This is a genomic window from Streptomyces sp. JHA26, assembly GCF_002005565.1.
GTDB lineage: Bacteria > Actinomycetota > Actinomycetes > Streptomycetales > Streptomycetaceae > Streptomyces.
Genome location: NZ_BDJC01000056.1, coordinates 1 through 23528, shown reverse-complemented (window position 1 = coordinate 23528; position 23528 = coordinate 1). Strand labels below are relative to the sequence as shown.

24 protein-coding genes are annotated in these 23528 nt (G+C 74.5%); 12 read left to right on the top strand and 12 right to left on the bottom strand.

Annotation, left to right across the window (positions count from 1 at the left end; genetic code table 11):
• Positions 1-12: 12 nt before the first annotated feature.
• On the bottom strand, positions 13-864 hold the full coding sequence (locus JHAT_RS27235) for an SDR family oxidoreductase (protein ID WP_171991074.1): 852 nt from the start codon (positions 862-864) through the stop codon (positions 13-15).
• 256 nt (positions 865-1120) lie between these two features.
• On the opposite strand from JHAT_RS27235, the gene JHAT_RS27230 reads away from it, so the two are divergent.
• The 3 genes from JHAT_RS27230 to JHAT_RS27220 all read left to right on the top strand — a co-directional run bounded on the left by JHAT_RS27230 (position 1121) and on the right by JHAT_RS27220 (position 3288).
• Positions 1121-2191: a galactosyldiacylglycerol synthase gene (locus JHAT_RS27230; RefSeq protein ID WP_107482030.1), complete on the top strand. Its 1071-nt coding sequence runs from the start codon at positions 1121-1123 to the stop codon at positions 2189-2191.
• A 92-nt stretch (positions 2192-2283) separates the two neighbouring features.
• Entirely contained in the window at positions 2284-2670 is a 387-nt protein-coding gene (locus JHAT_RS27225) for a DUF2267 domain-containing protein (RefSeq protein WP_077800920.1), read from the top strand.
• A gap of 126 nt (positions 2671-2796) precedes the next feature.
• Positions 2797-3288: a DUF1360 domain-containing protein gene (locus JHAT_RS27220; RefSeq protein ID WP_077800919.1), complete on the top strand. Its 492-nt coding sequence runs from the start codon at positions 2797-2799 to the stop codon at positions 3286-3288.
• 36 nt (positions 3289-3324) lie between these two features.
• Here JHAT_RS27220 and JHAT_RS27215 read toward each other — a convergent pair whose 3' ends face one another.
• The gene (locus tag JHAT_RS27215) at positions 3325-3723 is read right to left on the bottom strand and encodes a DUF5997 family protein (RefSeq protein WP_077800918.1); all 399 of its coding nucleotides are present in this window, start codon (positions 3721-3723) and stop codon (positions 3325-3327) included.
• A 58-nt stretch (positions 3724-3781) separates the two neighbouring features.
• On the opposite strand from JHAT_RS27215, the gene JHAT_RS27210 reads away from it, so the two are divergent.
• Positions 3782-4558: a LysR family substrate-binding domain-containing protein gene (locus JHAT_RS27210; protein WP_077800917.1), complete on the top strand. Its 777-nt coding sequence runs from the start codon at positions 3782-3784 to the stop codon at positions 4556-4558.
• 32 nt (positions 4559-4590) lie between these two features.
• Here the strand turns inward: JHAT_RS27210 and JHAT_RS27205 are convergent, their stop codons facing one another.
• Both JHAT_RS27205 and JHAT_RS27200 read right to left on the bottom strand, forming a co-directional pair.
• Positions 4591-5331 carry a DUF4142 domain-containing protein gene (locus JHAT_RS27205; protein ID WP_077800916.1) on the bottom strand — a complete coding sequence of 247 codons (741 nt, stop codon included), beginning with the start codon at positions 5329-5331 and terminating at the stop codon, positions 4591-4593.
• A gap of 253 nt (positions 5332-5584) precedes the next feature.
• On the bottom strand, positions 5585-6061 hold the full coding sequence (locus JHAT_RS27200) for an Lrp/AsnC family transcriptional regulator (protein ID WP_077800939.1): 477 nt from the start codon (positions 6059-6061) through the stop codon (positions 5585-5587).
• Between the two features lie 207 nt (positions 6062-6268).
• Here JHAT_RS27200 and JHAT_RS27195 point away from each other — a divergent pair, with 207 nt between their 5' ends.
• Together JHAT_RS27195 and JHAT_RS27190 are read left to right on the top strand one after the other, a co-directional pair.
• The gene (locus JHAT_RS27195; protein ID WP_077800915.1) at positions 6269-7759 is read left to right on the top strand and encodes an FUSC family protein; all 1491 of its coding nucleotides are present in this window, start codon (positions 6269-6271) and stop codon (positions 7757-7759) included.
• A 127-nt stretch (positions 7760-7886) separates the two neighbouring features.
• Entirely contained in the window at positions 7887-8921 is a 1035-nt protein-coding gene (locus JHAT_RS27190; protein WP_077800914.1) for a lactonase family protein, read from the top strand.
• A 96-nt stretch (positions 8922-9017) separates the two neighbouring features.
• Here JHAT_RS27190 and JHAT_RS27185 read toward each other — a convergent pair whose 3' ends face one another.
• Complete coding sequence (locus tag JHAT_RS27185) at positions 9018-9941, bottom strand: sirohydrochlorin chelatase (RefSeq protein ID WP_077800913.1); 924 nt, start codon at positions 9939-9941, stop codon at positions 9018-9020.
• 137 nt (positions 9942-10078) lie between these two features.
• Positions 10079-11083 carry an N-acetylglucosamine kinase gene (locus JHAT_RS27180; RefSeq protein WP_077800912.1) on the bottom strand — a complete coding sequence of 335 codons (1005 nt, stop codon included), beginning with the start codon at positions 11081-11083 and terminating at the stop codon, positions 10079-10081.
• 171 nt (positions 11084-11254) lie between these two features.
• Here JHAT_RS27180 and JHAT_RS27175 point away from each other — a divergent pair, with 171 nt between their 5' ends.
• Entirely contained in the window at positions 11255-11932 is a 678-nt protein-coding gene (locus JHAT_RS27175) for a uracil-DNA glycosylase (RefSeq protein WP_077800911.1), read from the top strand.
• A gap of 301 nt (positions 11933-12233) precedes the next feature.
• Here JHAT_RS27175 and JHAT_RS27170 read toward each other — a convergent pair whose 3' ends face one another.
• Both JHAT_RS27170 and JHAT_RS27165 read right to left on the bottom strand, forming a co-directional pair.
• Positions 12234-13388 (bottom strand): glycosyl hydrolase, encoded by a 1155-nt coding sequence (locus JHAT_RS27170; protein WP_077800910.1) that lies wholly within the window; start codon positions 13386-13388, stop codon positions 12234-12236.
• 81 nt (positions 13389-13469) lie between these two features.
• Positions 13470-15158, bottom strand: a complete 1689-nt coding sequence (locus JHAT_RS27165; RefSeq protein ID WP_077800909.1) for an acyl-CoA dehydrogenase family protein — start codon at positions 15156-15158, stop codon at positions 13470-13472.
• Between the two features lie 74 nt (positions 15159-15232).
• Here JHAT_RS27165 and JHAT_RS27160 point away from each other — a divergent pair, with 74 nt between their 5' ends.
• Positions 15233-15991: a PaaX family transcriptional regulator C-terminal domain-containing protein gene (locus JHAT_RS27160; RefSeq protein WP_077800908.1), complete on the top strand. Its 759-nt coding sequence runs from the start codon at positions 15233-15235 to the stop codon at positions 15989-15991.
• Between the two features lie 46 nt (positions 15992-16037).
• Here JHAT_RS27160 and JHAT_RS27155 read toward each other — a convergent pair whose 3' ends face one another.
• A complete protein-coding gene (locus JHAT_RS27155) occupies positions 16038-17114 on the bottom strand; it encodes an NADH:flavin oxidoreductase/NADH oxidase (protein WP_077800907.1) in 1077 nt (358 codons plus the stop codon).
• Between the two features lie 151 nt (positions 17115-17265).
• Between JHAT_RS27155 and JHAT_RS27150 the strand changes: the two genes are divergently transcribed.
• On the top strand, positions 17266-17625 hold the full coding sequence (locus JHAT_RS27150) for a helix-turn-helix transcriptional regulator (protein ID WP_077800906.1): 360 nt from the start codon (positions 17266-17268) through the stop codon (positions 17623-17625).
• A gap of 157 nt (positions 17626-17782) precedes the next feature.
• Positions 17783-18238 carry a DUF6214 family protein gene (locus JHAT_RS27145; RefSeq protein ID WP_077800905.1) on the top strand — a complete coding sequence of 152 codons (456 nt, stop codon included), beginning with the start codon at positions 17783-17785 and terminating at the stop codon, positions 18236-18238.
• A 22-nt stretch (positions 18239-18260) separates the two neighbouring features.
• Here the strand turns inward: JHAT_RS27145 and JHAT_RS27140 are convergent, their stop codons facing one another.
• On the bottom strand, positions 18261-18917 hold the full coding sequence (locus JHAT_RS27140) for a DUF305 domain-containing protein (protein WP_077800904.1): 657 nt from the start codon (positions 18915-18917) through the stop codon (positions 18261-18263).
• Between the two features lie 207 nt (positions 18918-19124).
• Here JHAT_RS27140 and JHAT_RS27135 point away from each other — a divergent pair, with 207 nt between their 5' ends.
• Entirely contained in the window at positions 19125-20627 is a 1503-nt protein-coding gene (locus JHAT_RS27135; RefSeq protein ID WP_077800903.1) for an LVIVD repeat-containing protein, read from the top strand.
• Here JHAT_RS27135 and JHAT_RS27130 read toward each other — a convergent pair.
• Together JHAT_RS27130 and JHAT_RS27125 are read right to left on the bottom strand one after the other, a co-directional pair.
• Positions 20615-21343: a TetR/AcrR family transcriptional regulator gene (locus JHAT_RS27130; RefSeq protein ID WP_077800902.1), complete on the bottom strand. Its 729-nt coding sequence runs from the start codon at positions 21341-21343 to the stop codon at positions 20615-20617. The two genes, JHAT_RS27135 and JHAT_RS27130, sit on opposite strands and share 13 nt — an antisense overlap.
• Before the next feature lie 187 nt (positions 21344-21530).
• Positions 21531-22733, bottom strand: a complete 1203-nt coding sequence (locus JHAT_RS27125; protein WP_077800901.1) for an erythromycin esterase family protein — start codon at positions 22731-22733, stop codon at positions 21531-21533.
• Positions 22734-22791: 58 nt separating this feature from the next.
• On the opposite strand from JHAT_RS27125, the gene JHAT_RS27120 reads away from it, so the two are divergent.
• Positions 22792-23523 (top strand): TioE family transcriptional regulator, encoded by a 732-nt coding sequence (locus JHAT_RS27120; protein ID WP_077800900.1) that lies wholly within the window; start codon positions 22792-22794, stop codon positions 23521-23523.
• Positions 23524-23528 lie beyond the last annotated feature (5 nt).

Here is a 23528-nt window from a genome sequence, read left to right as displayed (position 1 = left end):
GCGGCCTCCCGCTCATCCGAACCGGGAGGCCATCCGCCGGTAGAGCCCGGGCGCCGCGCCCCGGACCCGGCACGGCAACCGCAGCCAGCCGGGCACGTACACCTCGTCCCGGCCCCGGGCCACCGCCCTGCACACCGCGTCGGCGACCCGCTCCGCCGGCACCGGCCGCGGCCTGGACCGTCGGTAGGGCGCGCCGCGGCGTTCGAAGAAGGGCGTGTCGACGACACCGGGCACCACGTGGGTCACCCCCACCCCGGTGCCCCGCACCTCGTACCGCAGGGCGTCGGCGAAGGCGCCCAGCGCGGCCTTGGCGGCGGAGTACACGGCCTCGTCGCGCACCCCCACGCAGCCCGCCAGCGACCCGATGAGCACCACGCGCCCCGAGCCCGCCTCGATCATGCCGGGCAGCAGCAGCCGCACCAGCCGCAGCGTGGCCAGGACGTCGATGTCGAAGACCTCGCCGATGGTGTGCGGCGGCATGTCGCGGAACTCCCCGGCCCAGCCCACCCCGGCACCGGCCACCAGGAGGTCCACCGGACCCGCCGCGGCCAGGGCGAAGTCGGTGAGCCGCCGGTCGGCGCCGGGCAGGGTGAGGTCCGCGGCGAAGGCGGTGGCCGACGCGGCCCGAGCCACCTCGTGCAGCCGGGACGGGTCGCGCCCGCTGAGCACCAGCCGCCAGCCGCCCTCGTCGGCCAGCCGCCGGGCGACGGCCGCACCGATGCCGGAGGAGGCCCCCGTCACCAGCGCCGTGCGCGTACGCGTGCCCCGCTCGCCGACGGGCGGCCGGGGCCTCGCCCGGTCCGCGTCGGGGGCGGCGATCCGCGGTCCGGGGGCGGACCGGGCGCGGGAGAACGCATCGACCATGGGGACCACCTTGGCTCGGGGTGGACGCCGGGAGGCGATCGACCGGACGGCCGGGGCCTCCCCGCGTCCGACCGGACGGGCGGTCATGGAGTATCCCCGGTGAAAGATCCGAAACATCCGCTTGTGCCCCGGTTTGGAACGCGATGGGCGGGCAACCTGAAGCGCCGTGCATCCTCCCAGCTCATCCGCGTCCCGCCGGACCGCACCTCCGCGCACCCCGCAGGGCGCCGGACGTCTGCTGCTGGTCAGCGCGAGCATGGGCGCCGGGCACGACACGGTCGCCGCCGAACTGGCCCGCCGGATCCGGGAACGCGGGGGCGACGCCCTGGTCGTCGACGTCCTCGCACTCCTGCCGTACGGCCTCGGCCGTGCCCTTCGGCTCTTCTATCGCGGGTCGGTGCGGCACTTCCCCTGGGCGTACGCCGTCCTGTACCGCCTGTTCCTGCGCCCCGGCGGCGGGCGCCGGCCGGGCGGGACGCCCCTGGCCCGGCTCGCCGGCGCCCGGCTGCGGGAGCTGGCCGACCGCACGGGCGCGGACGTGGTGGTCCCCGTCTTCCACCTCGGCGCCCAGCTGACCGGCCATCTGCGCGCCCGCGGGCTGCTGCCCGTGCCCAGCGTCGTGCTCGTGATCGACTTCGTCGTCCACCGGCAGTGGCTCCATCCCGGCAACGACCACTGTCTGTGCCTCACGGACGACGCGGCACGCCAGGTGCGGCGGACCACCGGCACACCCGCCGGGGTCTGCGGCCCGGTGGTGGCCCCCGAGTTCTTCGCCGACGCGCCCGGAGCGGACGGGTGGCGCCGGCTGTTCGACCGGCACGGCCCCGGGCGGCCCCCCGTCGTGCTGTCCGTCGGCGCCTGGGGGGTCGGCTCGCGTCTGGCCGCCACCGTGCGGCTGCTGTCGGAGCACGGTTTCCTCCCGGTCGTGCTCTGCGGGGACAACGTGAGACTGCGCCGTGAGCTGTCCGGCGTTCCCGGTGCGCTCGTCCTCGGCTGGGTGACGGACATGCCCGGCCTGCTGCAGGCCGCCCGGGCCCTGGTCGACAACGCCGCGGGGCAGACCGCCGTCCAGGCGCTCGCCGCCGGACTGCCGGTCGTGGGGCACCGACCGATACCGGGCCATGGCGCGGACGGCGTGCGCCGGATGGCCGCGCTGGGCGTCTCGGAGACGGCCGAGGACGACGCCGCGCTGCTCGGGGCGCTGCGACGGCTGACCGCCCCGGGCCCGGCCCGGCGGGAGCGGATCGCCGCCGGACGCGCGCTGTTCCGGGACGACGCCGTGACCCGGGTGACCGCCGTCGCCGACGCGTTGCGCGCACGCCGGTGAACCGGGCTGCGCCCGGCGGCCCCGCGTCCGTTTCCCCCATCCCGGCCGGGGCACCCGGGGCCGGGCGAGAACCGGCGGAAGGAGGCGGCGCCGTGCGGCTCGACGAGTTCCTGACCCGGGTCCGTGACCGCGGGGAGTACCACAGCGGGGAAGAGGCCGAGCAGGTCACCACGGCCGTGCTGTGGGTGATCGCGTCCCGGATCGCACCGGAGGAGGCCGCGGCCCTGGCCGCGCATCTGCCGGCGCCCCTGGACGACGCGCTGCGCCTGGAACGGGGAGGCCCCGAGACCTTCGGCCGCGAGGAGTTCCTGCGACGCGTGGCCCAGCAGACCGGCGCCCGGCCGCGCACCGCGGAGTGGGACGCGGGCGCGGTGCTCTCCACGCTCGCCGAAGCGGTGCCAGGCGAGCGCGCGGACCGCCTCCGCGGTGCGCTGCCCGCCGACTGCGCGGACCTCTTCGGCGGTCCCGCGACGGGCTGACCGCCGCACCCGCGTGCGCGTCGGACGCGGCGGCGTGCGTCGGGCGTTGGAACCGGCCGGAACAGGGCACTCGGCCCCCGGTCGACGAGGCGGCCCCGACGGCGGGCGCCCGAAGGGAAGGCAGTCATGACGGACGGTGAGCAGCGCTACGGCGCCGACGACGACACCCCCCTGGCGGGATACGCGACGCTCGCGACGACCTTCGCGACCGCTGTCGGAGCGTTCGCCGTGGTGGCGTGGCGCCGTGGGGTCCGCCTGCCCGACACCGTCCCGCCCTGGGACGTGGCCCTGCTGGGGACGGCGACCTTCAAGGCGTCCCGGCTGCTGACCAAGGACAAGGTCACGAGCTTCGTGCGGGCGCCGTTCACCCGCCGGGAGCGCGAGGGCGAGGGCAGCGAGGTGATGGACGCCTCGCGCGGCGGCGGGCTGCGCCGCGCCGTCGGAGACCTGGTCTCCTGCCCGTTCTGCACCTCGGCCTGGGTGGCCGGCGGGCTGGTCGGCACCTACGCGGTCGCGCCCCGGGCCGGCCGCATGCTGAGCGCGGGCCTGAGCGCCGTCGCGCTGTCGGACTGGCTGCAGTACGCGTGGAGCCTGACGGAGCAGAAGGCCGAGGCCTGAGCCGAGGGCTGAGCCGGGGGCCATGCCCCCGGACGGTCAGCCGCGCTCGGCGCGTGCGGCGCGCTCCGCGTGGAGCTGCTTCACGCGGGCGGCCTCCTTGCGGACGTCGGCCTGGACGGCCTGCTCCCGCTCCAGCCACTCGGGACGCTCCTGCTTCAGCGCGTCGATCTGCGCCGTGGTCAGCGGTTCCTCGACCCCGCCGCGGCGCAGCCCCGCGATGGACACGCCCAGCTTGGCCGCCACCACCGGCCGCGGGTGCGGACCGTCGCGCCGCAGCTCGCGCAGCCACTGCGGCGGGTCGGCCTGCAGCGCGTTCAGCTCGGCGCGCGTGACGACGCCCTCCCGGAACTCGGCGGGTGTGGCCTCGAGGTACACACCCAGCTTCTTCGCCGCGGTCGCGGGCTTCATGGTCTGGGTGTTCTGGTGCGACGTCATGGTGTCAAGGGTATCGAGCATGTGAACGGCTCCCGACCACGCCCGGTAACCTGGCCGGGTGACAGGCTCGGAAGAACCCCCCGCGTTCCGGCTCGCGTACGTCCCGGGGGTGACGCCCGACAAATGGGTGCGCATCTGGAACGAGCGGCTGCCGGACGTCCCGCTGTCCCTGACCCAGGTCTCCGCCGCCGAGGCGGACGGAGTGCTGCTGGACGGCGGCGCGGACGCCGGACTGGTGCGGCTGCCCGTCGACCGGACCGTCCTCAGCGCGATCCCCCTCTACACCGAGACCACGGTCGTGGTGATCCCCAAGGACCACCTGGTGACCGCGGCCGACGAGGTGACCGTCGAGGACCTGTCCGACGAGATCGTGCTGCACCCCCTCGACGACGTGCTCGGCTGGGAGCGGCCGCCCGGCCGGCCCGCGTTCGAACGCCCGGCCACCACCGCGGACGCCGTGGAACTGGTGGCGGCCGGCATCGGCGTCCTCGTCGTCCCCCTGTCGCTGGCCCGTCTGCACCACCGCAAGGACCTCACGTACCGGCCGGTCACCGACGCCCCCGGATCGGGTGTGGCGCTGTCGTGGCCCGAGGACGCGCACACCGACCTGGTGGAGGAGTTCATCGGGATCGTCCGGGGCAGGACCGTCAACAGCACCCGGGGCCGGCGACCCGGCCCGGCACAGGCGAAGGACGAGCGCACCGGTACCGCGTCGCCGCGGCGCAAACCGGCGACGGCGAAGAAGCCGGCCGGAGGGAAACAGGCCGGCGGCGCGCGGCGCGGGTCCGGCGGCAGCGCCAAGGGCGGCCGACGGGGCAGGCCCCGCGGCAGGTGAGCCGCCGGGGACGCGGGCGGCGCCCGCCGGCCTCAGCGGACCGTCGGACCGGGCGTCGGAGCCGTCGTGCCGACGTCCGGCCCGGGCGGCTCGGTGAGGGCCAGCACCGGTTCGCCCGGCTGCGGAGCCGGCGGGGTGAGCTGGACCTTCGGCAGGCCCGGCGGGGCCGACTGCTGGAAGTTGACCTGGTCGAAGTTGACCAGGCCGGTCCTCTCCAGCACGGTGATGTGATCGAGGACGGTGTCGTTGGCCTGATCGGCCAGCTGCCGCACCAGCGAGTTCTTGGTGTTGGCGCGGATCTTGGCGATCACCGGGAAGATCTGGCCGTGCGTGATGCGCATGATGTTGACCGCGGTGGTGTCGAACTGCTTGCCCGTGGTCCCGCTCACGGTCGACACGAACTGCTGCTGCTGCGGTGACGCCAGGTTGGGCAGGGTGATGCCCAGCTCCGGGGCGATCCGGCGGCACGTCGCGTCGAGCCGGGAGTGGCCCGTGACCAGGTGCTCACCGGCCTCCCGCATCTCCGGTGTCGTCCCCCGTTCCATGGCCATCAGCCCGAGCGGGTGCTCCCACAGCCCGGCGGCACGGACCTTCACCACGAAGTCCCGGTCGGCCTCGGTGAGCGGCCCGTACCGCGTCTCGGTGACGACGCGGGCCTGGTCGTTGCCCGCGTTCTGGACGCCGAGCACGGCCGGGTAGGCGAGCGCGGTGAGGGTGAGGACCAGGGAACCGGCCACGAAGGCCGTCCCTGCCGTGGTGCGCGTGATGCGCATCGTGCCTCCTGGTGCGAGGACAGGCTCGGACACCAGGAGATACGGATGCGGACCGCGCTCTGATCAGCGCCGCGGGCAGAACCCGCGCACGACGGATGTGTTCTCCGTCTCGTCGGCCGCCGTCACCTCACGTACGACGCCTTCCGCGGCCCCCGGCACGCGGCCCCCCCGGCACGCGTTCGCCCCTGTCGCGCGTTCGCCCCGTCGCGCCGGAGCGGTCCGGCACCGGGCCGGGCGTCCACGATGCCGAGGCTCATGTGCGCGCCGTGCGCCCGATCGACTCCACCAGCGGCAGCAGCCGGTGCGGGACGCGCTCGCGCAGGGCGACCTCGCTGCGGGTGCGGACCACGCCGGGCAGGCTGATCAGCTTCTGGACCACGTCCTCCAGGTGCGCGTTGTCCCGGGCCACCACCCGGGTCAGCAGGTCGCCGCCGCCCGTGATGGAGAACGCCTCCACGATCTCCGGCACGGCGGCCAGTGCCTCGCCCACGTCGTCCAGGTGGCCCTGGGTGACCTCGATGTGCACGAACGCGAGCACGGGGTGGCCCAGCGCCGCGGGGGAGAGGGACGGCGCGGTGCCGGTGATCACGCCGTCGCGCTCCAGCCGGTCCAGCCGGGCCTGGAGCGTCCCGCGGGCGACCCCGAGGAGACGTGCGTACTCGCGCACGCTGGTGCGCGGCTGCTCCAGCAGCAGCCGCAGGATGCGGGTGTCGAGTTCGTCGACGGCCATGGTGTCCCGGTTCCTCTCGTCGGCCAATGGCCCTCCGGTGGCCGCGGAAAAGCCACGCTCACTGTACCAATGGACCAATTCACAAAGCGGCAGTTGAGCCACTGGTGGAAAGGATGCTCATATGGAGGGGTCGATGGCGCTGCGGATCCCGCGGCGCCTTTTTCGTTCCGGTGACGGCCGGGTCAGTGTGCGAGGGGGCGGTAATCAGTGCTGAAGAGGGTGTTCGTGAGCCCGGACCCGGGGCGGGCGCGGCTGCGCTTCGCCGCGCGGGCCGTCGTCGGTATCGGGGCGGCCGTCGTCGTCTGCGGTCTGGCGGGCGTCTCCCTCGTGGGCGCCGTCGTCGGCGGGCTCGCCGCGCTGCTCGCCCTGTTCACCGTCACCGACGCCACCGTGCGCGGCCAGGCGGTCACCACCGCGCTGCTGCCGGTGGTGGGGCTGCCCGTGCTGACCGCCGCGGCCGGACTGCACGGCCACCCCGTGGCCCGCGACCTCGCCTTCCTCGCCGTGGTCGGCGCGGGCGTGTACGCCCGGCGCTGGGGCCCGCGCGGTCACAGCCTCGGCGTGTTCGCGTTCATGACCTTCTTCATCGCCCAGTTCCTGCACGCGACCACGGACCGGCTGCCGGAGATGCACGCCGCCGTACTGCTGTCCGTGGCGACCGCCGCGACGGTCCGCTTCGGCCTGTGGTGCTACGAGCGCCGCCTGCCCCCGGCCGTCGTGCCTGCCCCGCCCGCCGGCACCGGACTCGCCCGCATCACCACCCGCCAGGCCGTCCAGGCCACCGTCGGCGCGGGCTTCGCGCTGGTCGTGGGCCAGCTGGTGTCCGGCGACCGCTGGTACTGGGCCGTCGGCGCCACCTGGTGGGTCTTCGTCAACACCACCTCGCGCGGCGAGACCCTGGTCCGCGGCTTCCGGCGGGTGCTCGGCACGGTCGTCGGCATCGGTCTCGGCTTCCTCGTCGCCGTCCCCGTCGCCGGGTCCGCGGTGCCCACGGCCGTACTCGCCGCCGTCTGCGTCTTCGGCATCTTCTACACCGCCGCGGTGTCCTACACCTGGATGATGCTCTGCGTGACGCTGCTCGCCGAGCTGCTCTACGGCCTCCTGGGTGTCCTCGGCCCCGGGCTGCTCGCCCTGCGGATCGCCGAGACCGGCGTCGGCGCGCTCGGTGCCGTGCTCGCGGTCCTCTTCGTCCTGCCCGTCACCACCCACGCCGTCACCGACGCCTGGATCCAGCGGGCCCTGCGCTGCGTCCACGCCTGCACCGCCGAGGCCGCCGCCCGTCTCGCCGGCACCGAGGGCGCCGACCCGGCGCCCCGCGTGGCCGAACTGGAGCAGCTGCTCGGCCGGGTGCGGCTCTCGGTCGCCCCGCTCGTGCACCCGCTCAACCCCATGCACGGGCGCAAGCGCCGCGCCCGGCGCGTACTCGCCCTGCTCGACGACTGTGCCCGGGAGATCCGCGGTCTGGTCGCTGTCGCCGCCGACCCGGAGGCCTCGCACGACGCCCGCCTGGCCGCCGCCTGCTGGCGGGTCGAGGCCGCGGTCGAGGCGCTCACCGGCGGCGGGACCGTTCCCGCCCACCAGGAACGGCCGCTCGCGGCCGAACCGGCCCTGGCCCACCTCCACGGCCTGGAGCGCGCCCTGGCCGAACTCGCCGCCCCCCTGCGCGGCCCGTCCGGCTCCCCGCTGGTCGGCGCCTGACCCGACGCGACCCCGCCACCCATTTGGTCTAGACCGCGCGTGATCGACTGCTACCGTCGCTCCGGGGCGACGATCGGTCGGCGCCCGACACGGTGCCCGACGAGGCACGGGACGAGAGGGGTCAGCGGTGGCGGACGGCGGCAGACGGCGACGGCGGGCGTTCATCGGGTCGTTCACGGCGGCCGGGGGGCCGGGGATCGTGACGGCGGCCGTCACCCCCGGCGAGGGCGCGCTGACGGTCCTGAGCAGCGTGAACAGCGTTCCCGACCCCTCCTACCTGGCCCTCGGCCCCGACGGCGGCACGCTCTACGCGGTCAGCGAGACCACCGAGGGGGCCGTGGCCGCGTACCGCGTCGACGGGGACAAGCCCGAGCCGGCCGGGCGGCCGGTGCCCGTCGGGGGCGACGGACCGACCCACCTCAGCCTGTTCGCCGGACACGTCCTGACCGCCAACTACGGTTCCGGAAGCGTCACCGCCGTGCCGGTCCGCTCCGACGGCACCCTCGCCCGGTCCGCGTCCGGCGTGCTCCGGCACACCGGCTCCGGCCCGCACGCCCAGCGCCAGCAGGGACCCCACGCCCACCAGGTGCAGCCCGACCCCGACGGACGATGGGCCGTCAGCGTGGACCTGGGCACCGACTCGGTGCGCGTCTGCACACTGAAGGACGGCGCCCTCGCCGTCCACCGGGAGATCGCGCTGCGCCCCGGCTCGGGACCCCGGCACCTGGCCTTCCACCCGGACGGCACCCACGCCTACGTGGTCAACGAACTCGCCCCGACCGTCACCGTCTGCCGCTGGGACGCCGCCGACGGCACGCTGCGGCCGCTCACCGAGGTTCCGGTGCTCCCCGGCGCCCCGGCCGGCGACGCCTACCCGTCGGGCATCGTCGCCTCGCCCGACGGCCGCTTCGTGTGGACCGCGACCCGGGGGGAGGACGTGCTGTCGGTGTTCGCCGTCGAACCCGACGCGCTCCGGCTGACCGCCACCGTCCCGTGCGGCGGCCACTGGCCACGGGCGATCACCGTGTCGGACGGTTTCCTCTACGCGGCCAACGAGCGCTCCGGAGACGTCACCTGGTTCGCCCTCGACCCGGCGACGGGGGTGCCCAGCCGCGCCGGCTCCCTCGCGGTCGCGGCGGCGTCCTGCGTGGTCCTCGGCTGACACCGCGCCGCCGCAGGGCACGACGAAGGGCCCGCCCCGGTACCGGGGCGGGCCCTTCCGGCCGTACGGGCCGTGGTCGTGCGGGTGCCGTCCGCCTCAGCGGACCGGCGTGCCCTGCGGCTGCTGCGGCGAGATGCCCAGCGCCGTCGTGTACTTCGCCAGCGTCAGCTTGCCGATCGCCGGGTACGGGCCGAGCGGCTCGGCGCTGGAGCAGTCCGCCTCCTTCGCCGCCTCCTCCAGCAGGGCCGCGTCGATCTCCGGGCCGATCAGGTACGGCGCGAGCGCCAGCTGGTGCGAGCCGGAGGAACGCAGCTGCTCGGCCACGGACGCGATCGAGCCCTCCTGGTCCAGCGCCGCCGCCATCACCGGCACGGCGAGGCGCGCGGCCAGCAGCATGCCGGTGATCCCGGCCGCCTGCACGGCCTCGTCACCACCGACGGAGGCGAGGATGATGCCGTCCGCGGCGGTCGCCACGGTGAACAGGCGGGCCCGGTCGGCGCGGGCCAGCCCGGCCTCGGAGAGCCGCACGTGCAGCGCCTCGGCCAGCAGCGGGTGCGGGCCGAGCACGTCGGTCAGCTCGGCCGCGATCCGGCTGTCCATGACGGCCTGCCGGATCCGGCGCAGCAGCGCGCCGTCCGGACCGGCGAGCAGCGGCACGACGACGGCGACGGGGCCCTCGGGCTCCTTCACCTCGAGGCCGGCGGCGCGCGCCTGCTCGTAGCGGGCCGTGCGTTCCTCGGCGGCCCGCACCAGCGTCGTCGACAGCGACAGGAACTCCTCGTCGTCGCCGTCGAGGTAGCCGATGCGGGCGTCGATGCCGGGCAGCTCGGAGCGGGCGATGCTCACGATCTCGTCGGCGAGGCCCCGGGTGGCGCCACTGGGTGTGCCCGGCACCGCGAGGACGAGCGCGGGCGCGCCCTCGGGAGCCACCAGAGGCTCGGGTCGGCGGTGCCGCCCGGGCTGTCGGGGGCGCGGCATTCGTACTGGCAGGCCGGACGCGGGCCCAGTGGGGGAGCTCATGGCGCCGCATGTTACTGGTTTCCCGGGCCTCCCTGTTCGGGGAGGGTGCAGGTGAGCGGTATCCGTCCGGTTTTGTCTGATGAGTGATGTACGGATCGGACGACATCGGTACGATTCCCCGCTCCGGGGGGCTGTTGTCAGCCGCCCGGAACCGTCGTCACGAACAGCATCCGTCCATCACCCGGAAGGGTGAGGGAGCCCGTCGCCAGATCGGTCGCGATGCGTACGGACCCGTGCAGCGGATCGCCCTCGGCCGCCACCCGACGCGCATGCGGCAGTCGCTTCTCCAGCTCCTCCCCGAGCGGTACGGCCAGGGGGTCGCCCATCTTCAGCAGGCCGCCGGTGACGGTGATCAGGGGCTCGCCGCGGGGCGGGCAGACCGCGGCGGCCGAGTCGGCCATGTGCCGGGCGGCGGCCCGCAGGATGCCCCGGGCGACGGGGTCGCCGTCCGCGCAGGCCGCCACCTCGGGCGCGAAGGAGGCGAGCACGGCGGGACGGTCGGTGCGCGGGTACAGCTTGCCGGGCAGCCCCCCGACCGGTCCGAACCGCTCCTCGGCGCGGGCCAGCAGCAGCGCGGAACCGCCCTCCCGCCCGTCGTGGGCGCGCAACGCCGCCTCCAGGCCGGCCCGCCCGATCCAGGCGCCGCCGCCGCAGTCGCCGAGCAGGTGCCCCCAGCCGTCCGCCCGGCGCCAGCGGGCCAGGTCGGTGCCGGTCGCGATCAGGCCCGTGCCGGCGGCCACCACGGCTCCGGCGCGGGGGCCGAGGGCGCCCACGTAGGCGGTGACGGCGTCGGCGACGAGCGCGACCGTGCGCACCCCCAGCTCCCGACCCAGGGCGCCGGGCAGTTCGGCGCGCAGGGCGTCGCCCAGGGTCGCGAGCCCGGCGGCCCCGACCACCACGGTGCCGATCCGGTCCACGCCGGCCCCTTCGGCCAGCTCCCGGGCCATGGGCACCAGCTGCTCCAGCAGGTGCCCGGGCTCGATGCCGCGCACCCCGGTGCGCACGGGCTCCCGTGACGCACGCCGCCCCAGCGGCCCGCGTCCGCCCTCGCCGACGGTGCCGACGACGACGCGGAGCCCGGAACCACCGGAGTCCACGGCCAGGAAACCGGAACCGGCCGCCGTGCCGGGTGCAGGACGCACCGCGTTCCTCCCTCCCCGATGACCGGCCGGGCGGACTCCGCGACCGCCGGCCGACGCTGACAGAGGAGGAAGAGTAGCGCCCGGTGGCGCGGTGGACCCCGCAGGGCAGGTCCGCCGGTCCGCCGGTCCGCCGGTCCGGGCTGTCGGTGTCGGCCAGTAGAGTGAGGCAGCGTGGCACCACGACCGTTGCATGAACTTGTCGAAGCCGGCTGGGCGAAGGCCCTGGACCCGGTCGCCGGACGTATCGCGGGCATGGGCGACTTCCTGCGCGCCGAGGTGGCGGCGGGCCGGACGTACCTCCCGTCGGGGGCGAACGTCCTGCGGGCGTTCCAGCAACCCTTCGACGACGTCCGGGTCCTGATCGTCGGTCAGGACCCGTACCCGACACCGGGAATGGCGATCGGCCTGAGCTTCGCGGTCTCGCCGGAGGTGCGGTCCCTGCCGGGCAGCCTGGAGAACATCTACCGGGAGATGCACACGGACCTGGGCCTGCCCCGGCCCTCCAACGGTGACCTGACCCCGTGGACCCGCCAGGGCGTGCTGCTGCTGAACCGGGCGCTGACCACGGCCCCGCGCAAGCCGGGAGCCCACCGCGGCAAGGGCTGGGAGGAGGTCACGGAACAGGCCATCCGTGCCCTCGTCGCGCGTGGCAAGCCGTTGGTGTCCATCCTGTGGGGACGCGACGCGCGCAACCTGCGCCCCCTGCTCGGCGGTTCTCCGGCGATCGAGTCGGCGCATCCCTCGCCGATGTCCGCGGACCGCGGCTTCTTCGGTTCCCGCCCGTTCAGCCGGGCCAACGAGCTCCTGGTGCAGCAGGGAGCCGAGCCGGTGGACTGGCGCCTGCCGTAGCGGTCCGCGGTCGGGCCGCCTCCGCGCCGTACGCGAGTGCGCTCTCCGGCGGGGCGCGCCCACGGCCCCGGCGCGGGCCCGGTCGGACAGGACGATCGGCAGGGTGCCGATGGCCGGCGGAAGCGAGCGTTCGTGCACGACGCCGCGGATCCCGGCCGACGGGGGACGGCCGGGCCCGGCCGGTCCGCCGCCGATCACGGTCGTCGGCGGACGCGTGAAGCCGACCGGCGTGGCGAGGACCTGCCCGACCCGGCGACCGCCGGCCCCGGCGGGGCCGGCGCCGGTGTCGGGCGCCGCGGTGTCACCCGACGACCGCGGCCCGGACGCACAGGACGTCCGGCAGGTGGGAGGCCAACTGCCGCCAGCTGTCGCCGTCGTCCGCCGACGCGAACACCTCGCCGTTGCGGTTGCCGAAGTACACGCCGGCCTGCTCGGCGTCGTCGGTGCTCATCGCGTCGCGCAGCACCGTGCCGTAGTGGTCCTCCTGCGGCAGCCCCGCCGTCAACGGCTCCCAGCTCCGGCCCGCGTCGGCCGTGCGGAACACCCGGCATCGGCGACCGGCCGGGACGCGGTCCGCGTCGGCGTTGATCGGGAACACGTACGCCGTGTCGCCGCGGTGCGGGTGGGCGGCCACCGCGAAACCGAACGTGGACGGCAGCCCCTCGCCGATGTCCGTCCAGTGGGCGCCCGCGTCGTCGCTGCGGTACACGCCCCAGTGGTTCTGCAGATAGAGCCGGTCCGGGGTGGCCGCGTCCCGCGCGACCTTGTGCACGCACTGGCCGAACTCCGGGTCCGGGTCCGGCAGGAACACCGCGGAGACGCCCGAGTTGGACGGTGTCCAGCTCGCGCCGCCGTCGGTGGTGCGGAAGACGCCCGCGGTCGAGACGGCGACCGTCACCGAGTCCGGGTCGCGCCGGTCGGTGAGGACGGTGTGCAGCCCCTCACCGCCGCCGCCCGGCACCCACCGCGACCGTGTGGGGTGCTCCCACAGGGGGCGGACCAGCTCGAAGCTCTCCCCGCGGTCCTCCGACCGGTACAGCGCGGCCGGTTCCGTGCCCGCGTACACGACGTCCGGCTCCGCGGCGGACGGGTGCAGCTGCCACACGCGCTCCAGCGAGGCACCCGTGTCCTTGGGGAACCTGACGGCCGGCCGCGCCGGTTCCGTCCAGGTCCGGCCCAGGTCGTCGGAGTGGAACACCGACGGGCCCCAGTGCGCGCTGTCGCCGCCGGCCAGCAGCCGCGGGGTGTCGCCGCGGGTGTCGACGGCGACCGAGTAGACGGCCTGCGCGTTGAAGTAGGGGCTTTCGTCGAACTCCCAGGTGCCACCCCGTCGGCGCCCGATGAACAGGCCCTTGCGGGTGCCCACGGCGAGCAGTACCTCGGTCATGCCGATCACCTCCGCGGCGTCGCCGTCGACGCCTTCGTCTCGGACACCGGCCAGTCTGCACCCGGCCACTGACAGTCACCCCTGGAAAGGGCGTCGCCGCAGGCCGGAGCGGTGGTGTCGGGTCCGGGGAGGTGCCCGGGCGCACGGTGCTCAGTCCTCGCCCGGCAACGCCCTTCCCAGGATGCCGTCGAGATCGGCCCCGTCCGGCAGCGTGCCGAAGGCGTGCCCCCAGTCGCCGCCCAGCCGGCTCGCGCAGAAGGCGTCGGCGACGGCGGGCGGGGCGTGCCGGACGAGGAGGGACGCCTGGAGGGTGAGGGCCATCAGCTCCACCAGGCGGCGGGCCCCGGTCTCGGACGCCGTGGTCAGCCCCGTCTCCAGCCGGGCCACGGCCGCGTCCAGCCGGGCGTCCGCCCCGCGCGCGAGGGACAGCTCCCCGAACAGGGCGTGCGCGGTCTCCGGCGACCGGCCGAGCGCCCGCAGGACGTCGAGGGCGTTGACGTTCCCCGAGCCCTCCCAGATCGACAGCAGCGGCGCCTCGCGGTAGTGGCGGGGCATGCCAGACTCCTCCACGTAGCCGTTGCCGCCCAGGCACTCCAGGGCCTCCGCGGTGAACGCCGGACCCCGCTTGGTCACCCAGTACTTGCCGACGGCGGTGGCGATCCGCCGGAACGCCGCCTCCCCGGCGTCCCCGCGCACCGCCCGGTCGGCGGCGCCGGCCAGCCGCAGGGTGAGCGTCGTCGCGGCCTCCGACTCCAGTGCCAGGTCGGCCAGGACGTTGCGCATCAGCGGCTGGTCGATCAGCCGGGCGCCGAACGCGCTGCGGTGCCGGACGTGGTGACCGGCCTCGACGAGCGTCTTGCGCATCAGCGTCGCCGACGACATCACGCAGTCCAGCCGGGTGCAGTTGACCATCTCGATGATCGTCTTGACGCCCTGCCCCTCGGGCCCCACCAGCCAGGCGACCGTCCCGTCGAACTCCGGTTCCGAGGAGGCGTTGGACCGGTTGCCGAGCTTGTCCTTCAGCCGCTGGACGCGGAAGGTGTTGCGGGTGCCGTCGGGCAGCACGCGCGGCACCAGGAAACAGGAGAGCCCGCCGGGCGCCTGGGCCAGCACCAGGAACACGTCGCACATCGGCGCCGACGTGAACCACTTGTGCCCGCGCAGCGTGTGGACGCCGGGCTCGGCGGTGGGGGTGGCCGTCGTGGTGTTGGTCCGCACGTCCGAGCCGCCCTGCTTCTCGGTCATCCCCATGCCGGCCAGCAGGCCGCGCTTCTCCGTGGGCGTGCGCAGCCCCGGCTCGTACTCCCGGCTGGTCAGCAGCGGTTCGTAGACCTTGGCCAGCTCCGGCTGCCGGCGCAGCGTGGGGACCGCCGCGTACGTCATCGACGTCGGGCAGCCGTGCCCCGCCTCGGTGTGCCCCCAGACCAGTCCGCCCGCCGTCCGCGCGACGTGGGCGCCCGGCCGGTCGTCCGCCCAGGCCGAGGCGGCGAGGCCCTCGCCGACCGCCACCCGCATCAGGTGGTGCCAGCTCGGGTGGTACTCGACCTCGTCGATCCGGTTGCCGTACCGGTCGTGGGTGCGCAGCACGGGCTCGTGGCGGTTGGCCAGCTCGCCCCACTCCTGCGCCTGGACGCTGCCCGCCCGCAGGCCGAGCCGCCGCAGCTCCTGCTCGGCCCACCCCGCGCCCTCCCGCCGCACCCCCTCCAGCAGGGCCGCGTCCTCGCAGGCGTCGTACGGCGCCAAGGGAGGGGGCTGGTTGGTGACGTCGTGCGTGGCGTACCCCTGCGGGCCACCCGCGGTTCCCCCGGACTGGTACGGCTCCTGCGCGCGTGTCGTCATGACCCGAGTGTTGCACCGTCTCTACGGCCGCAGCAATAGTGCAACACCCCGGGTACGGCACGTACAGTACGTGCGTGTCCCCGCCGCCCGCCGCCCCCGCGCCCTTGGGCGAGCCGGTGCTGCGCCCGCTGTCGGCGCGGTCGGTCGTGCTGAGCCTGCTGCTCGGTACGCACCCCCCCGAACTGCCGGTCAGGGACCTGATGCGGCTCGTGCAGCGCTTCGACGTCGGCGGGTCCACCGCGCGGGCGGCGCTCAGCCGGATGGTGAGCGCGGGGGACCTGCGGCGCACCGGCACCGGCTACCGGCTGAGCGAGCGGCTCCTCGAACGCCAGCGGCGCCAGGACGAGGCGGTGCGTCCGCACACGCGCGCGTGGGACGGCGACTGGGAGATGGTCGTGATCACCGCGACCGGACGCGGCCCCGCCGAACGCGCGGAACTGCGCACCCGGCTCGCCGCGCTGCGCCTGGCCGAACTGCGCGAGGGGGTGTGGCTGCGTCCCGCCAACCTGAGTCGCCCGCTGCCCGGCGACCTCGACGCGGTGGCCGAGCGGTGCACCGCCCGCCCCGCGCGGCCGGCCCGCGAGCTGGCCGCGGAGCTGTGGCCGCTGGACGCCTGGGCCGCGACGGCCCGGGCCCTGCTCGCCCACGTCGAGGGGTCACTGCGGCCGGCCGGCCGGCTCGCCGCCTTCGCGGCCGTCGTGCGGCATCTGCTCGCCGACCCGGTCCTGCCGCCGGAACTCCTGCCGCCCCGCTGGCCGGGCGCGGCCCTTCGCGACGCCTACACGGCCTACCAGCGCGAACAGACGGAACGGATCCGGCCGGACGGCGCCTGAGTCCCGTCGGCGCGGACGGCCGGCGGGAACCCGCACGGGGGCGTCGTCACACGGCCCAACCGTACTGGTCCGGCACCCGCACCTCGCCGCCCAGTTCCCGCGCCGCCCGCTGCGCCCACGACGGGTCGCGCAGCAGCTCGCGACCGAGCAGCACCGCGTCGGCCTCGCCGTTGGCCACGATCTTCTCCGCCTGCTCGACGTCGGTGATCAGGCCGACGGCGGCGACCGGAAGCGACGTCTCCGCCTTCACGCGCGCGGCGAACGGAACCTGGTAGCCGGGCCCGGTGGGGATGCTCACCCGGGCGTTGCCGCCGGTCGACACGTCGAGGAGGTCGATGCCGTGGGCCTGCAGGTCGCGGGCGAAGCGGACGGTGTCGTCCGCCGTCCAGCCGCCCTCGTCCAGCCAGTCGGTCGCGGAGACGCGGAAGAACAGCGGCTTGTCCTCGGGCCACACCGCGCGTACGGCGTCGACGACCTCGAGGGCGAAGCGGGTGCGGTTCTCGTAGGAGCCGCCGTAGCCGTCGGTGCGGTGGTTGGAGTGGGGCGAGAGGAACTCGTGGATCAGGTAGCCGTGGGCGCCGTGGATCTCGACGATCTCGAACCCGGCCGCGAGGGCCCGGCGGGCGGCGTCCGCGAACTGGCCCGTGATCTCCTGGATCTGCGCGACCGTCAGCTCGGTCGGCACCGGGTGCCGCTCGTCGAAGGCCAGCGCGCTGGGCGCCAGCGGCTGCCAGCCGTGCGCGTCCGGCCCCACCGGCGCACCGCCCTTCCAGGGCCGGTCGGTCGAGGCCTTGCGGCCGGCGTGGGCGAGCTGGACGGCGGGGACCGCGCCGTGCGTGCGGAGGAAGTCCGTGATCCGGCGGAACGCCTCGGTCTGGGCGTCGTTCCACAGGCCGAGGTCCTGCGGGGAGATGCGGCCCTCCGGCGAGACGGCCGTGGCCTCGACGACGATCAGGGCGGTTCCGCCCGTCGCGCGTGCGCCGTAGTGCGCGAAGTGCCAGTCGCCGGGAACGCCCGTCGACGGGCCCTCCGGCGCGGCCGAGTACTGGCACATCGGAGGCATCCACACCCGGTGGGGAATGGTGACGTCGCGCAGCTTCAGGGGCTGGAAGAGGGCGCTCATGGGGGCTGCTCCATCTGTCGCGGTGGGGGGACGTCTCGTACGGTAACTCTCGTAGTACGGTAGATGTCAAACTACGGTAGCCTTCGTACAATGAGAATTCCTCCCGCATCGCCCCCGAGCGGTGGGACCTCCCGGACGAACTGGAGCCGCCGTGACCCCCGCCACCGCCGTCAGCAGCCGTGATCTGCCGCATCCGGCGCGCGCGGAGATCCGGCTGGAGGGCGTGCTGCACGCCCTGTCCGATCCGATGCGGCTGCGGATCGTGCGGGATCTCGCCGCCGGCAGCGACGAACTCTTCTCCTGCTCGTACTTCGACCTGCCCGTCACCAAGTCGACCACCACCCACCACTTCCGCGTGCTGCGCGAGAACGGGGTGATCCGGCAGACCTACCGGGGCACGGCCAAGATGAACGGGCTGCGCAGGGACGACCTGGACTCCCTCTTCCCGGGGCTCCTCGACGCCCTCCTGGCCGCGGCCGACCGCCAGGCCGCCCGCCTCGGCACCGGTTGACCGCACGCGGATGCGCTGACGGGGTGCCGCCCGAGGGGGCGGGCGCGTGTGTCGTTCGTTCGGGATGTGATCGTGCGGTTACGTTGCGGAGGTGCTCGAAGCATCCTTTGTTGATCGTTCTCTTCAGCTTTCCGATCGCTGTCCGGACGACGGTGAGGTGTCCGTGCGGCACACATGGGCGGTGCGGGAGGGGGACGCGACCACGTCGTGGTTCGACGTCCGCTGGACCTTCGCCGACGGCGCCCGCATCGACGCGCTCGCCGTGCTCTGCGGCGACGGGGTCCGCATCGAGGACGTCCGGGCCGAGCCGGCCCTCTCCCTCGACGACCTGTCCGTGCTCGCCGAGTGGCTGGAGGACCCGCTCTTCGAGGCCTGTGTGCGGCCCTTCGCCGCCCGGCCCCCGGCCGCACCGCGACGGACCCGCCCCGCGGGGCCGGGCGGCGGTGAGGAACGCCGGCTCGCCGCACGGGAGTACCGGGCGGCCCGGGAGGAGGGGGCCGACCCGGTCCTCGCGGTGATGCGCGCGACCGGGCACAGCCGGAGCAGGTCGCTCAGGCTGATCGGCCGGGCGCGCGACGACGGCCTGCTGCCCCCTCGCCGCGCACGGCGCTGAACACCCGCCCGCCGAAGAGGCGTCAGAGCATCCCGCGCATCCGCGCGATCTCGCTCGTCTGCTGGGCGACCACGTCGTCGGCCATCTCCTCGATCTGCACGTTGTTGCCCTGGGCCTTCACGTCCGTGGCCATGGTGATCGCACCCTCGTGATGGGTGATCATCAGGGTGAGGAAGAGCCGGTCGAAGGCCTTGCCGTCCGCCGCGCGCAGCTTCCCGAGCTGTGCCTCGGTCGCCATCCCCGGCATCGCGGCGTGGTCGTGCCCGCCCCCCGTCTCCTGCTGCCCGTGGGACGTCAGCCAGCCCTTCATCGCCGTGATCTCCGGTCCCTGCGCGGCGGAGATCCGTTCGGCGAGCTTCCTCACCTGCCCGGACCCGGCGTGCTCCGGCGCGAGTGCGGTCATCTCCAGCGCCTGGGCGTGGTGCCGGATCATCATCCGCGCGTAGGCGACGTCCGCCGAGTTGGGGGAGTCGTCGTCGGTGCGCTGCCGCTCGGCCTCCTCGGCCGAGAGCGTCCGGTTGGCCTCGCCGGGCCCGCCCGGAACGATCACCGAAGGCCCGGCCGCCGCCGCCGACCCGGTGTCCGGAGCGGAGTCGCAGGCCCCGAGCCCGAGCACGGCCAGTGCGGTCAGCGACGCCGTGAGGAGCGATGCGCGGGTCGGTGCGGGACGGATGGGCACGACAACCTCCTGTGGCCGGGGGGTCCCTCCGGGGGAAGGGCACGGAACGCTTCGTGGGCGCGATGACCGTCCTAGCACGCTTCCGCGCGTCACCGATCAGGAAACTTCATTACGTGTTCGTCACCCCCTGTTGGTATGTGCATGGCGAAGACGATACTGCGGGGGTGCGTGAACCGTTCCGATGGGAACGGACGTAGGGAGGAAACAGTGATCCTGTTGAGCGACCCGCGAACACGGCGCAGACGCCTGGGAGTCGCGGCGGCAGCCGCCGGACTCGTGGCCGCGCTGCTCACGGCCGCCCCGGCCGCGGCGACCCCCGACCCGGGAGACGGCCCGGCCACGTCGAAGGAGGTGTCCTCGAGCGCGCGCGCCGAGGCGCGCGACGCCATCACGAGCGGCGAGATACCCGGCCAGGACGAGATCGTCCACTCGAACAACATCCAGCACCTGACCAACATCCCGAAGGACGCGCTGCCCGGCTTCAACTCCGACCTGGCCTTCCAGGGCAAGTACGCCTTCGCCGGCAACTACGACGGCTTCCGCATCTTCGACATCAGCAACCCGAAGAAGCCGAGGACCGTCGCCCAGGTCCTCTGCCCCGGCTCGCAGAACGACGTCTCGGTCTCCGGCGACCTGCTGTTCCTGTCGACCGACTCCTCGCGCAGCGACAGCAGTTGCAACAGCACCACCCAGCCCGCGACGGAGAAGTCCTCCTGGGAGGGCATGAAGGTCTTCGACATCAGCGACAAGCGCAATCCGAAGTACGTCGCCGCCGTCGAGACCGCCTGCGGCTCGCACACCCACACGCTGGTGCCCGAGCGCAGGAACGTCTACGTGTACGTCTCCTCGTACTCGCCGAACGCGGCCTACCCCGACTGCCGGCCGCCGCACGACGGCATCTCGGTCATCAAGGTGCCGCGCGACGCACCCGAGCGGGCGGCGGTCGTGAACTTCCCGGTGCTGTTCCCGGGCGAGGGCCCCGACGGCGGCGGCAACCCGGGCGGACCCACCAACCCGGGCGTCTCCAAGACCACGGGCTGCCACGACCTGACGGTCCTGCCCTCGAAGGACCTGGCCGCGGGCGCCTGCATGGGCGACGGCATCCTGTTCTCCATCGAGGACCCCGAGCACCCGAAGGTCATCGACCGGGTCCAGGACAACGTCAACTTCGCCTTCTGGCACTCGGCGACCTTCAACCAGAAGGCGAACAAGGTCGTCTTCACCGACGAGCTGGGCGGGGGCGGCGCGCCCACCTGCAACGCGGAGATCGGCCCGAACCGCGGCGCCGACGGCATCTACGACATCGTCGGCAGGGGCGACCACCGCAAGCTGGTCTTCCGCAGCTACTTCAAGATCCCCCGCCACCAGGCGGACACCGAGAACTGCGTGGCCCACAACGGCTCGCTGATCCCGGTCAAGGGCAAGGACATCATGGTCCAGGCCTGGTACCAGGGCGGCGTCTCCGTGTGGGACTTCACCGACTCCTCGCGCCCGAAGGAGATCGCCTACTTCGAGCGCGGTCCGCTGAGCACCGACTCGCTCGTCACGGGCGGTTCCTGGTCGGCGTACTACTACAACGGCTACATCTACTCGAACGACATCGCCAAGGGCTTCGACGTCCTGAAGCTCGGCGACCGGCGCACCGACCCGGCCAAGCGGGTCCACCTGCGTGAGCTCAACGTGCAGACGCAGCCGGACTACTTCGACTGATCCGACCGCTCGGCCCGGCCGGTCCGCACCGCCGGACCGGCCGGCGACGGGAACCCGGGTGCCGCGCCGGTCGCGAAGAACCGCGACAGATCCGTGTCGCAGCTCCCGCCGGGCGCCTCGGCGTCCGGCGGGACGCCCAGGTCCCAGTCCAGCCGGTAGCGCTTGAACAGCTCGGCGCGCAGCACCGGCACGGGCATCGGCACCCCGGGCACCAGGGCGGCGAAGACGGCGCCCATCAGCAGCGCGCGCAGCATCGGATAGTCGTGGTCGACGTCCCGGGAGCCGTGCCGGGCCACGGTGTCCCGCAGCAGCTCGGCCAGCCGCCGCTGCTCGGGGCAGGGCACGAAACCCACTTCGGCCTGGAGCAGGCCCGCCATGTGCTGGCGCATGAGCACCGGCCGGTCCCGGGCGAGCCCCAGGATCGCGTCGATGGCCCGCGCCATCCGCTCCGGACCCTCGGCGGTGCGCGGCTCGCGTTCCAGGGCCTCCTCGAGCGTGCGGTGCATCAGCCGGTGCACCGCGGACTGCACCAGCTGGCGCTTGCCGGGGAAGTAGTACGAGACCAGACCGCGTGCCGAACCCGCCCGGTCGGCGATGGCGCCGAGCGTGGTCGCGTCGTACCCGAGCTCTCCGACCAGCTCCACCGCGGCCTGCAGGAGCCGCTCCTTCGAACGCCTCCGCAACTCTTCATTGACCGAGGCGCTGCGCGGGGACATGCTGTACTCCTGCGTTGACTGGCGGACAGCCAACTATACTCGGCGCAGACGGACCGGCCCCGGCGGGGTCCGTCCGGCTACCGTCTGTCCTGGGCGACACGGGGGATCGCCCAGGACGGGCGGACGTACCGATGGTTGCTTCGGGCTACGGCCTTCCGGTTCCCGCGGCCGTCATGCCACCGCGGCGTCAGCTCCTCGGGACGTCCTTGACGAACACGATGCCGTCGCTGCCCGCCAGGTGGGCCGGATCGAGCGGGGCGTAACCGAGCCAGGGGGACGCGCGGGGCGCGGGCGGGGTGTCGCCGAGGGCGCCGGCCAGCCGCGAGGCGTCCACGACGCAGCGGTCCTGCGGGAGGGCGTACAGGAGTCCTTCGACGGTGTCCGGCGGCGGCGCGTCCACCCCCCGGTGCCGGATCGTGCCGAGGGCCGTGGCCACGAAGGCGTACTCCTCACCGAGCCGGGCGCTCACCAGCGCCCCGGCGCTCCACCACTCCACCGGCCCCTGCCACATCCGCATCGTGCTCTTCCCCCGCTGGAGGTGGGAGTTGTGGGCGTGGACGAGTACCGGGCCCCGTTCGGCGAGGGCGAGGAGGTTGTGGGTCATCATCAGGGCCCGCGCGGCCAGCAGGCGGGTCATGCGGGCCGGGGAGGTGTCGGCCATCTCGTGGTGGTAGCGCAGCAGACCGGTCGCCGTGCGCGCGTACAGGCGCGCCCGGTCCCAGTCGTCCCGTGCGGCAGCCGTGCTCGGCCGCGGTACCTGCGCGTCGAGCAGCGCCGCCAGGTCGTCGGCCAGCAGCCGCAGCCGGCTGGCCTCGGCCGACCGGCCCACGGACTCGGCCGGGTCCGTCATCGCGGCGGGATCGGTCCACCGCTCGTCGGCACCGAGCAGGCGGTCGAGCGTCTCCGGGGTGCAGGGGAGCAGGTCCGCGTCCACCCGGGCCGCGAGGAAGTCGTGGAGCGCGGTGAGGGCCCGCCGCGGGCTCGCCGCACCGGTGATCTCCAGCGGACCGTCGAAACCGGCGAAGCGGACCCGCTCGGACGGGTGCCGGCCCTCGTTGTGGGCGCGCATCCAGCGCACGAGCTCGCGGTTGGCCGCGGACGCGCCCCATCCGTGGCTGATCCCGTGCTCCACGACCTCGTCCAGGGAGCCGGTGCCCGACGTGACGTGGTCGTCCACGGCCAGGGCCGCCATGCAGTCGCTCTCGATCGCGATCGTCCGGTAGCCCTCCTCCTCGACGAGCTGCCGGACCAGTTCGTTGCGCAGGCGGAGCAGGGAGTCCTCGCCGTGGGTGGGCTCGCCCAGCGCGAGCAGCCGCGGCCTGGCCGGGAGCAGCCCCATGAGAGCGGCCGCCTCGACGGCGTGGACGCCGTCCTTGATGTCAGTAGCCATGGATTCCACCGTATCGTTGAACCCTCGGTGGAAACTTTCGCGCGATATCTTCGATCCCATGGGGCGAAACCTTCAAAACGGTGAGCGGCTCAGGCCGGTCGATCTCGCGCGTGGGCACGGTCTGTCCACCCAGGCGGTCAGGAACTACGAGGAGGCGGGCATCCTCCCGGCCGCCGCCCGCACGCCCCACGGCTACCGCACCTACACCCCGCTGCACGCGGCGGCCCTGCGCGCGTTCCTGGCCCTGGTGCCCGGCCACGGCCACCGGACGGCGACGTCGATCATGCGGGCCGTGAACCGGGGCGCGGTCGACGAGGCGTTCCGCCTCGTCGACGAGAGCCACGCCCAGCTCCTCGACGACCGGCGGACCCTGCAGGCCGTGGAGAGCGCCCTGCGCGACCTGGAGTCCGCCACCGTGCCCGAGCCGGCGACGGTGTCCGGGCCCGACGGCACGTTCATCGGGCCACTGGCACGGAAGCTCGGGATCCGGCCCGCGACGCTGCGCAAGTGGGAGCGCGCCGGGCTGGTACGCCCGCGCCGCGACCCGCACACCGGCTACCGCGTCTACGACGAGGCCGACGTCCGGGACGCCCGGCTGGCCCACCAGCTCAGGCGGGGCGGCTACCTGCTGGAGCAGATCGCCCCGCTGATCACCCAGGTACGGGCGGCCGGCGGCCTGGAGCCGCTGGAGGGCGCCCTCGGCGACTGGCACGGCCGGCTGTCCGCCCGCGGGAGGGCGCTGCTGGCCGGAGCCGCCGCACTGGACGCGTATCTGCGCGAGCGCGGCTGAGGCCC

Coding starts and splice junctions, on each gene's coding strand:
- JHAT_RS27235 (WP_171991074.1), bottom strand. CDS start 864: ATGGTCGATGCGTTCTCCCGCGCCCGGTCCGCCCCCGGACCGCGGATC.
- JHAT_RS27230 (WP_107482030.1), top strand. CDS start 1,121: ATGGGCGCCGGGCACGACACGGTCGCCGCCGAACTGGCCCGCCGGATC.
- JHAT_RS27220 (WP_077800919.1), top strand. CDS start 2,797: ATGACGGACGGTGAGCAGCGCTACGGCGCCGACGACGACACCCCCCTG.
- JHAT_RS27215 (WP_077800918.1), bottom strand. CDS start 3,723: ATGACGTCGCACCAGAACACCCAGACCATGAAGCCCGCGACCGCGGCG.
- JHAT_RS27205 (WP_077800916.1), bottom strand. CDS start 5,331: ATGCGCATCACGCGCACCACGGCAGGGACGGCCTTCGTGGCCGGTTCC.
- JHAT_RS27200 (WP_077800939.1), bottom strand. CDS start 6,061: ATGGCCGTCGACGAACTCGACACCCGCATCCTGCGGCTGCTGCTGGAG.
- JHAT_RS27185 (WP_077800913.1), bottom strand. CDS start 9,941: ATGAGCTCCCCCACTGGGCCCGCGTCCGGCCTGCCAGTACGAATGCCG.
- JHAT_RS27165 (WP_077800909.1), bottom strand. CDS start 15,158: ATGACGACACGCGCGCAGGAGCCGTACCAGTCCGGGGGAACCGCGGGT.
- JHAT_RS27155 (WP_077800907.1), bottom strand. CDS start 17,114: ATGAGCGCCCTCTTCCAGCCCCTGAAGCTGCGCGACGTCACCATTCCC.
- JHAT_RS27130 (WP_077800902.1), bottom strand. CDS start 21,343: ATGTCCCCGCGCAGCGCCTCGGTCAATGAAGAGTTGCGGAGGCGTTCG.
- JHAT_RS27125 (WP_077800901.1), bottom strand. CDS start 22,733: ATGGCTACTGACATCAAGGACGGCGTCCACGCCGTCGAGGCGGCCGCT.
- JHAT_RS27120 (WP_077800900.1), top strand. CDS start 22,792: ATGGGGCGAAACCTTCAAAACGGTGAGCGGCTCAGGCCGGTCGATCTC.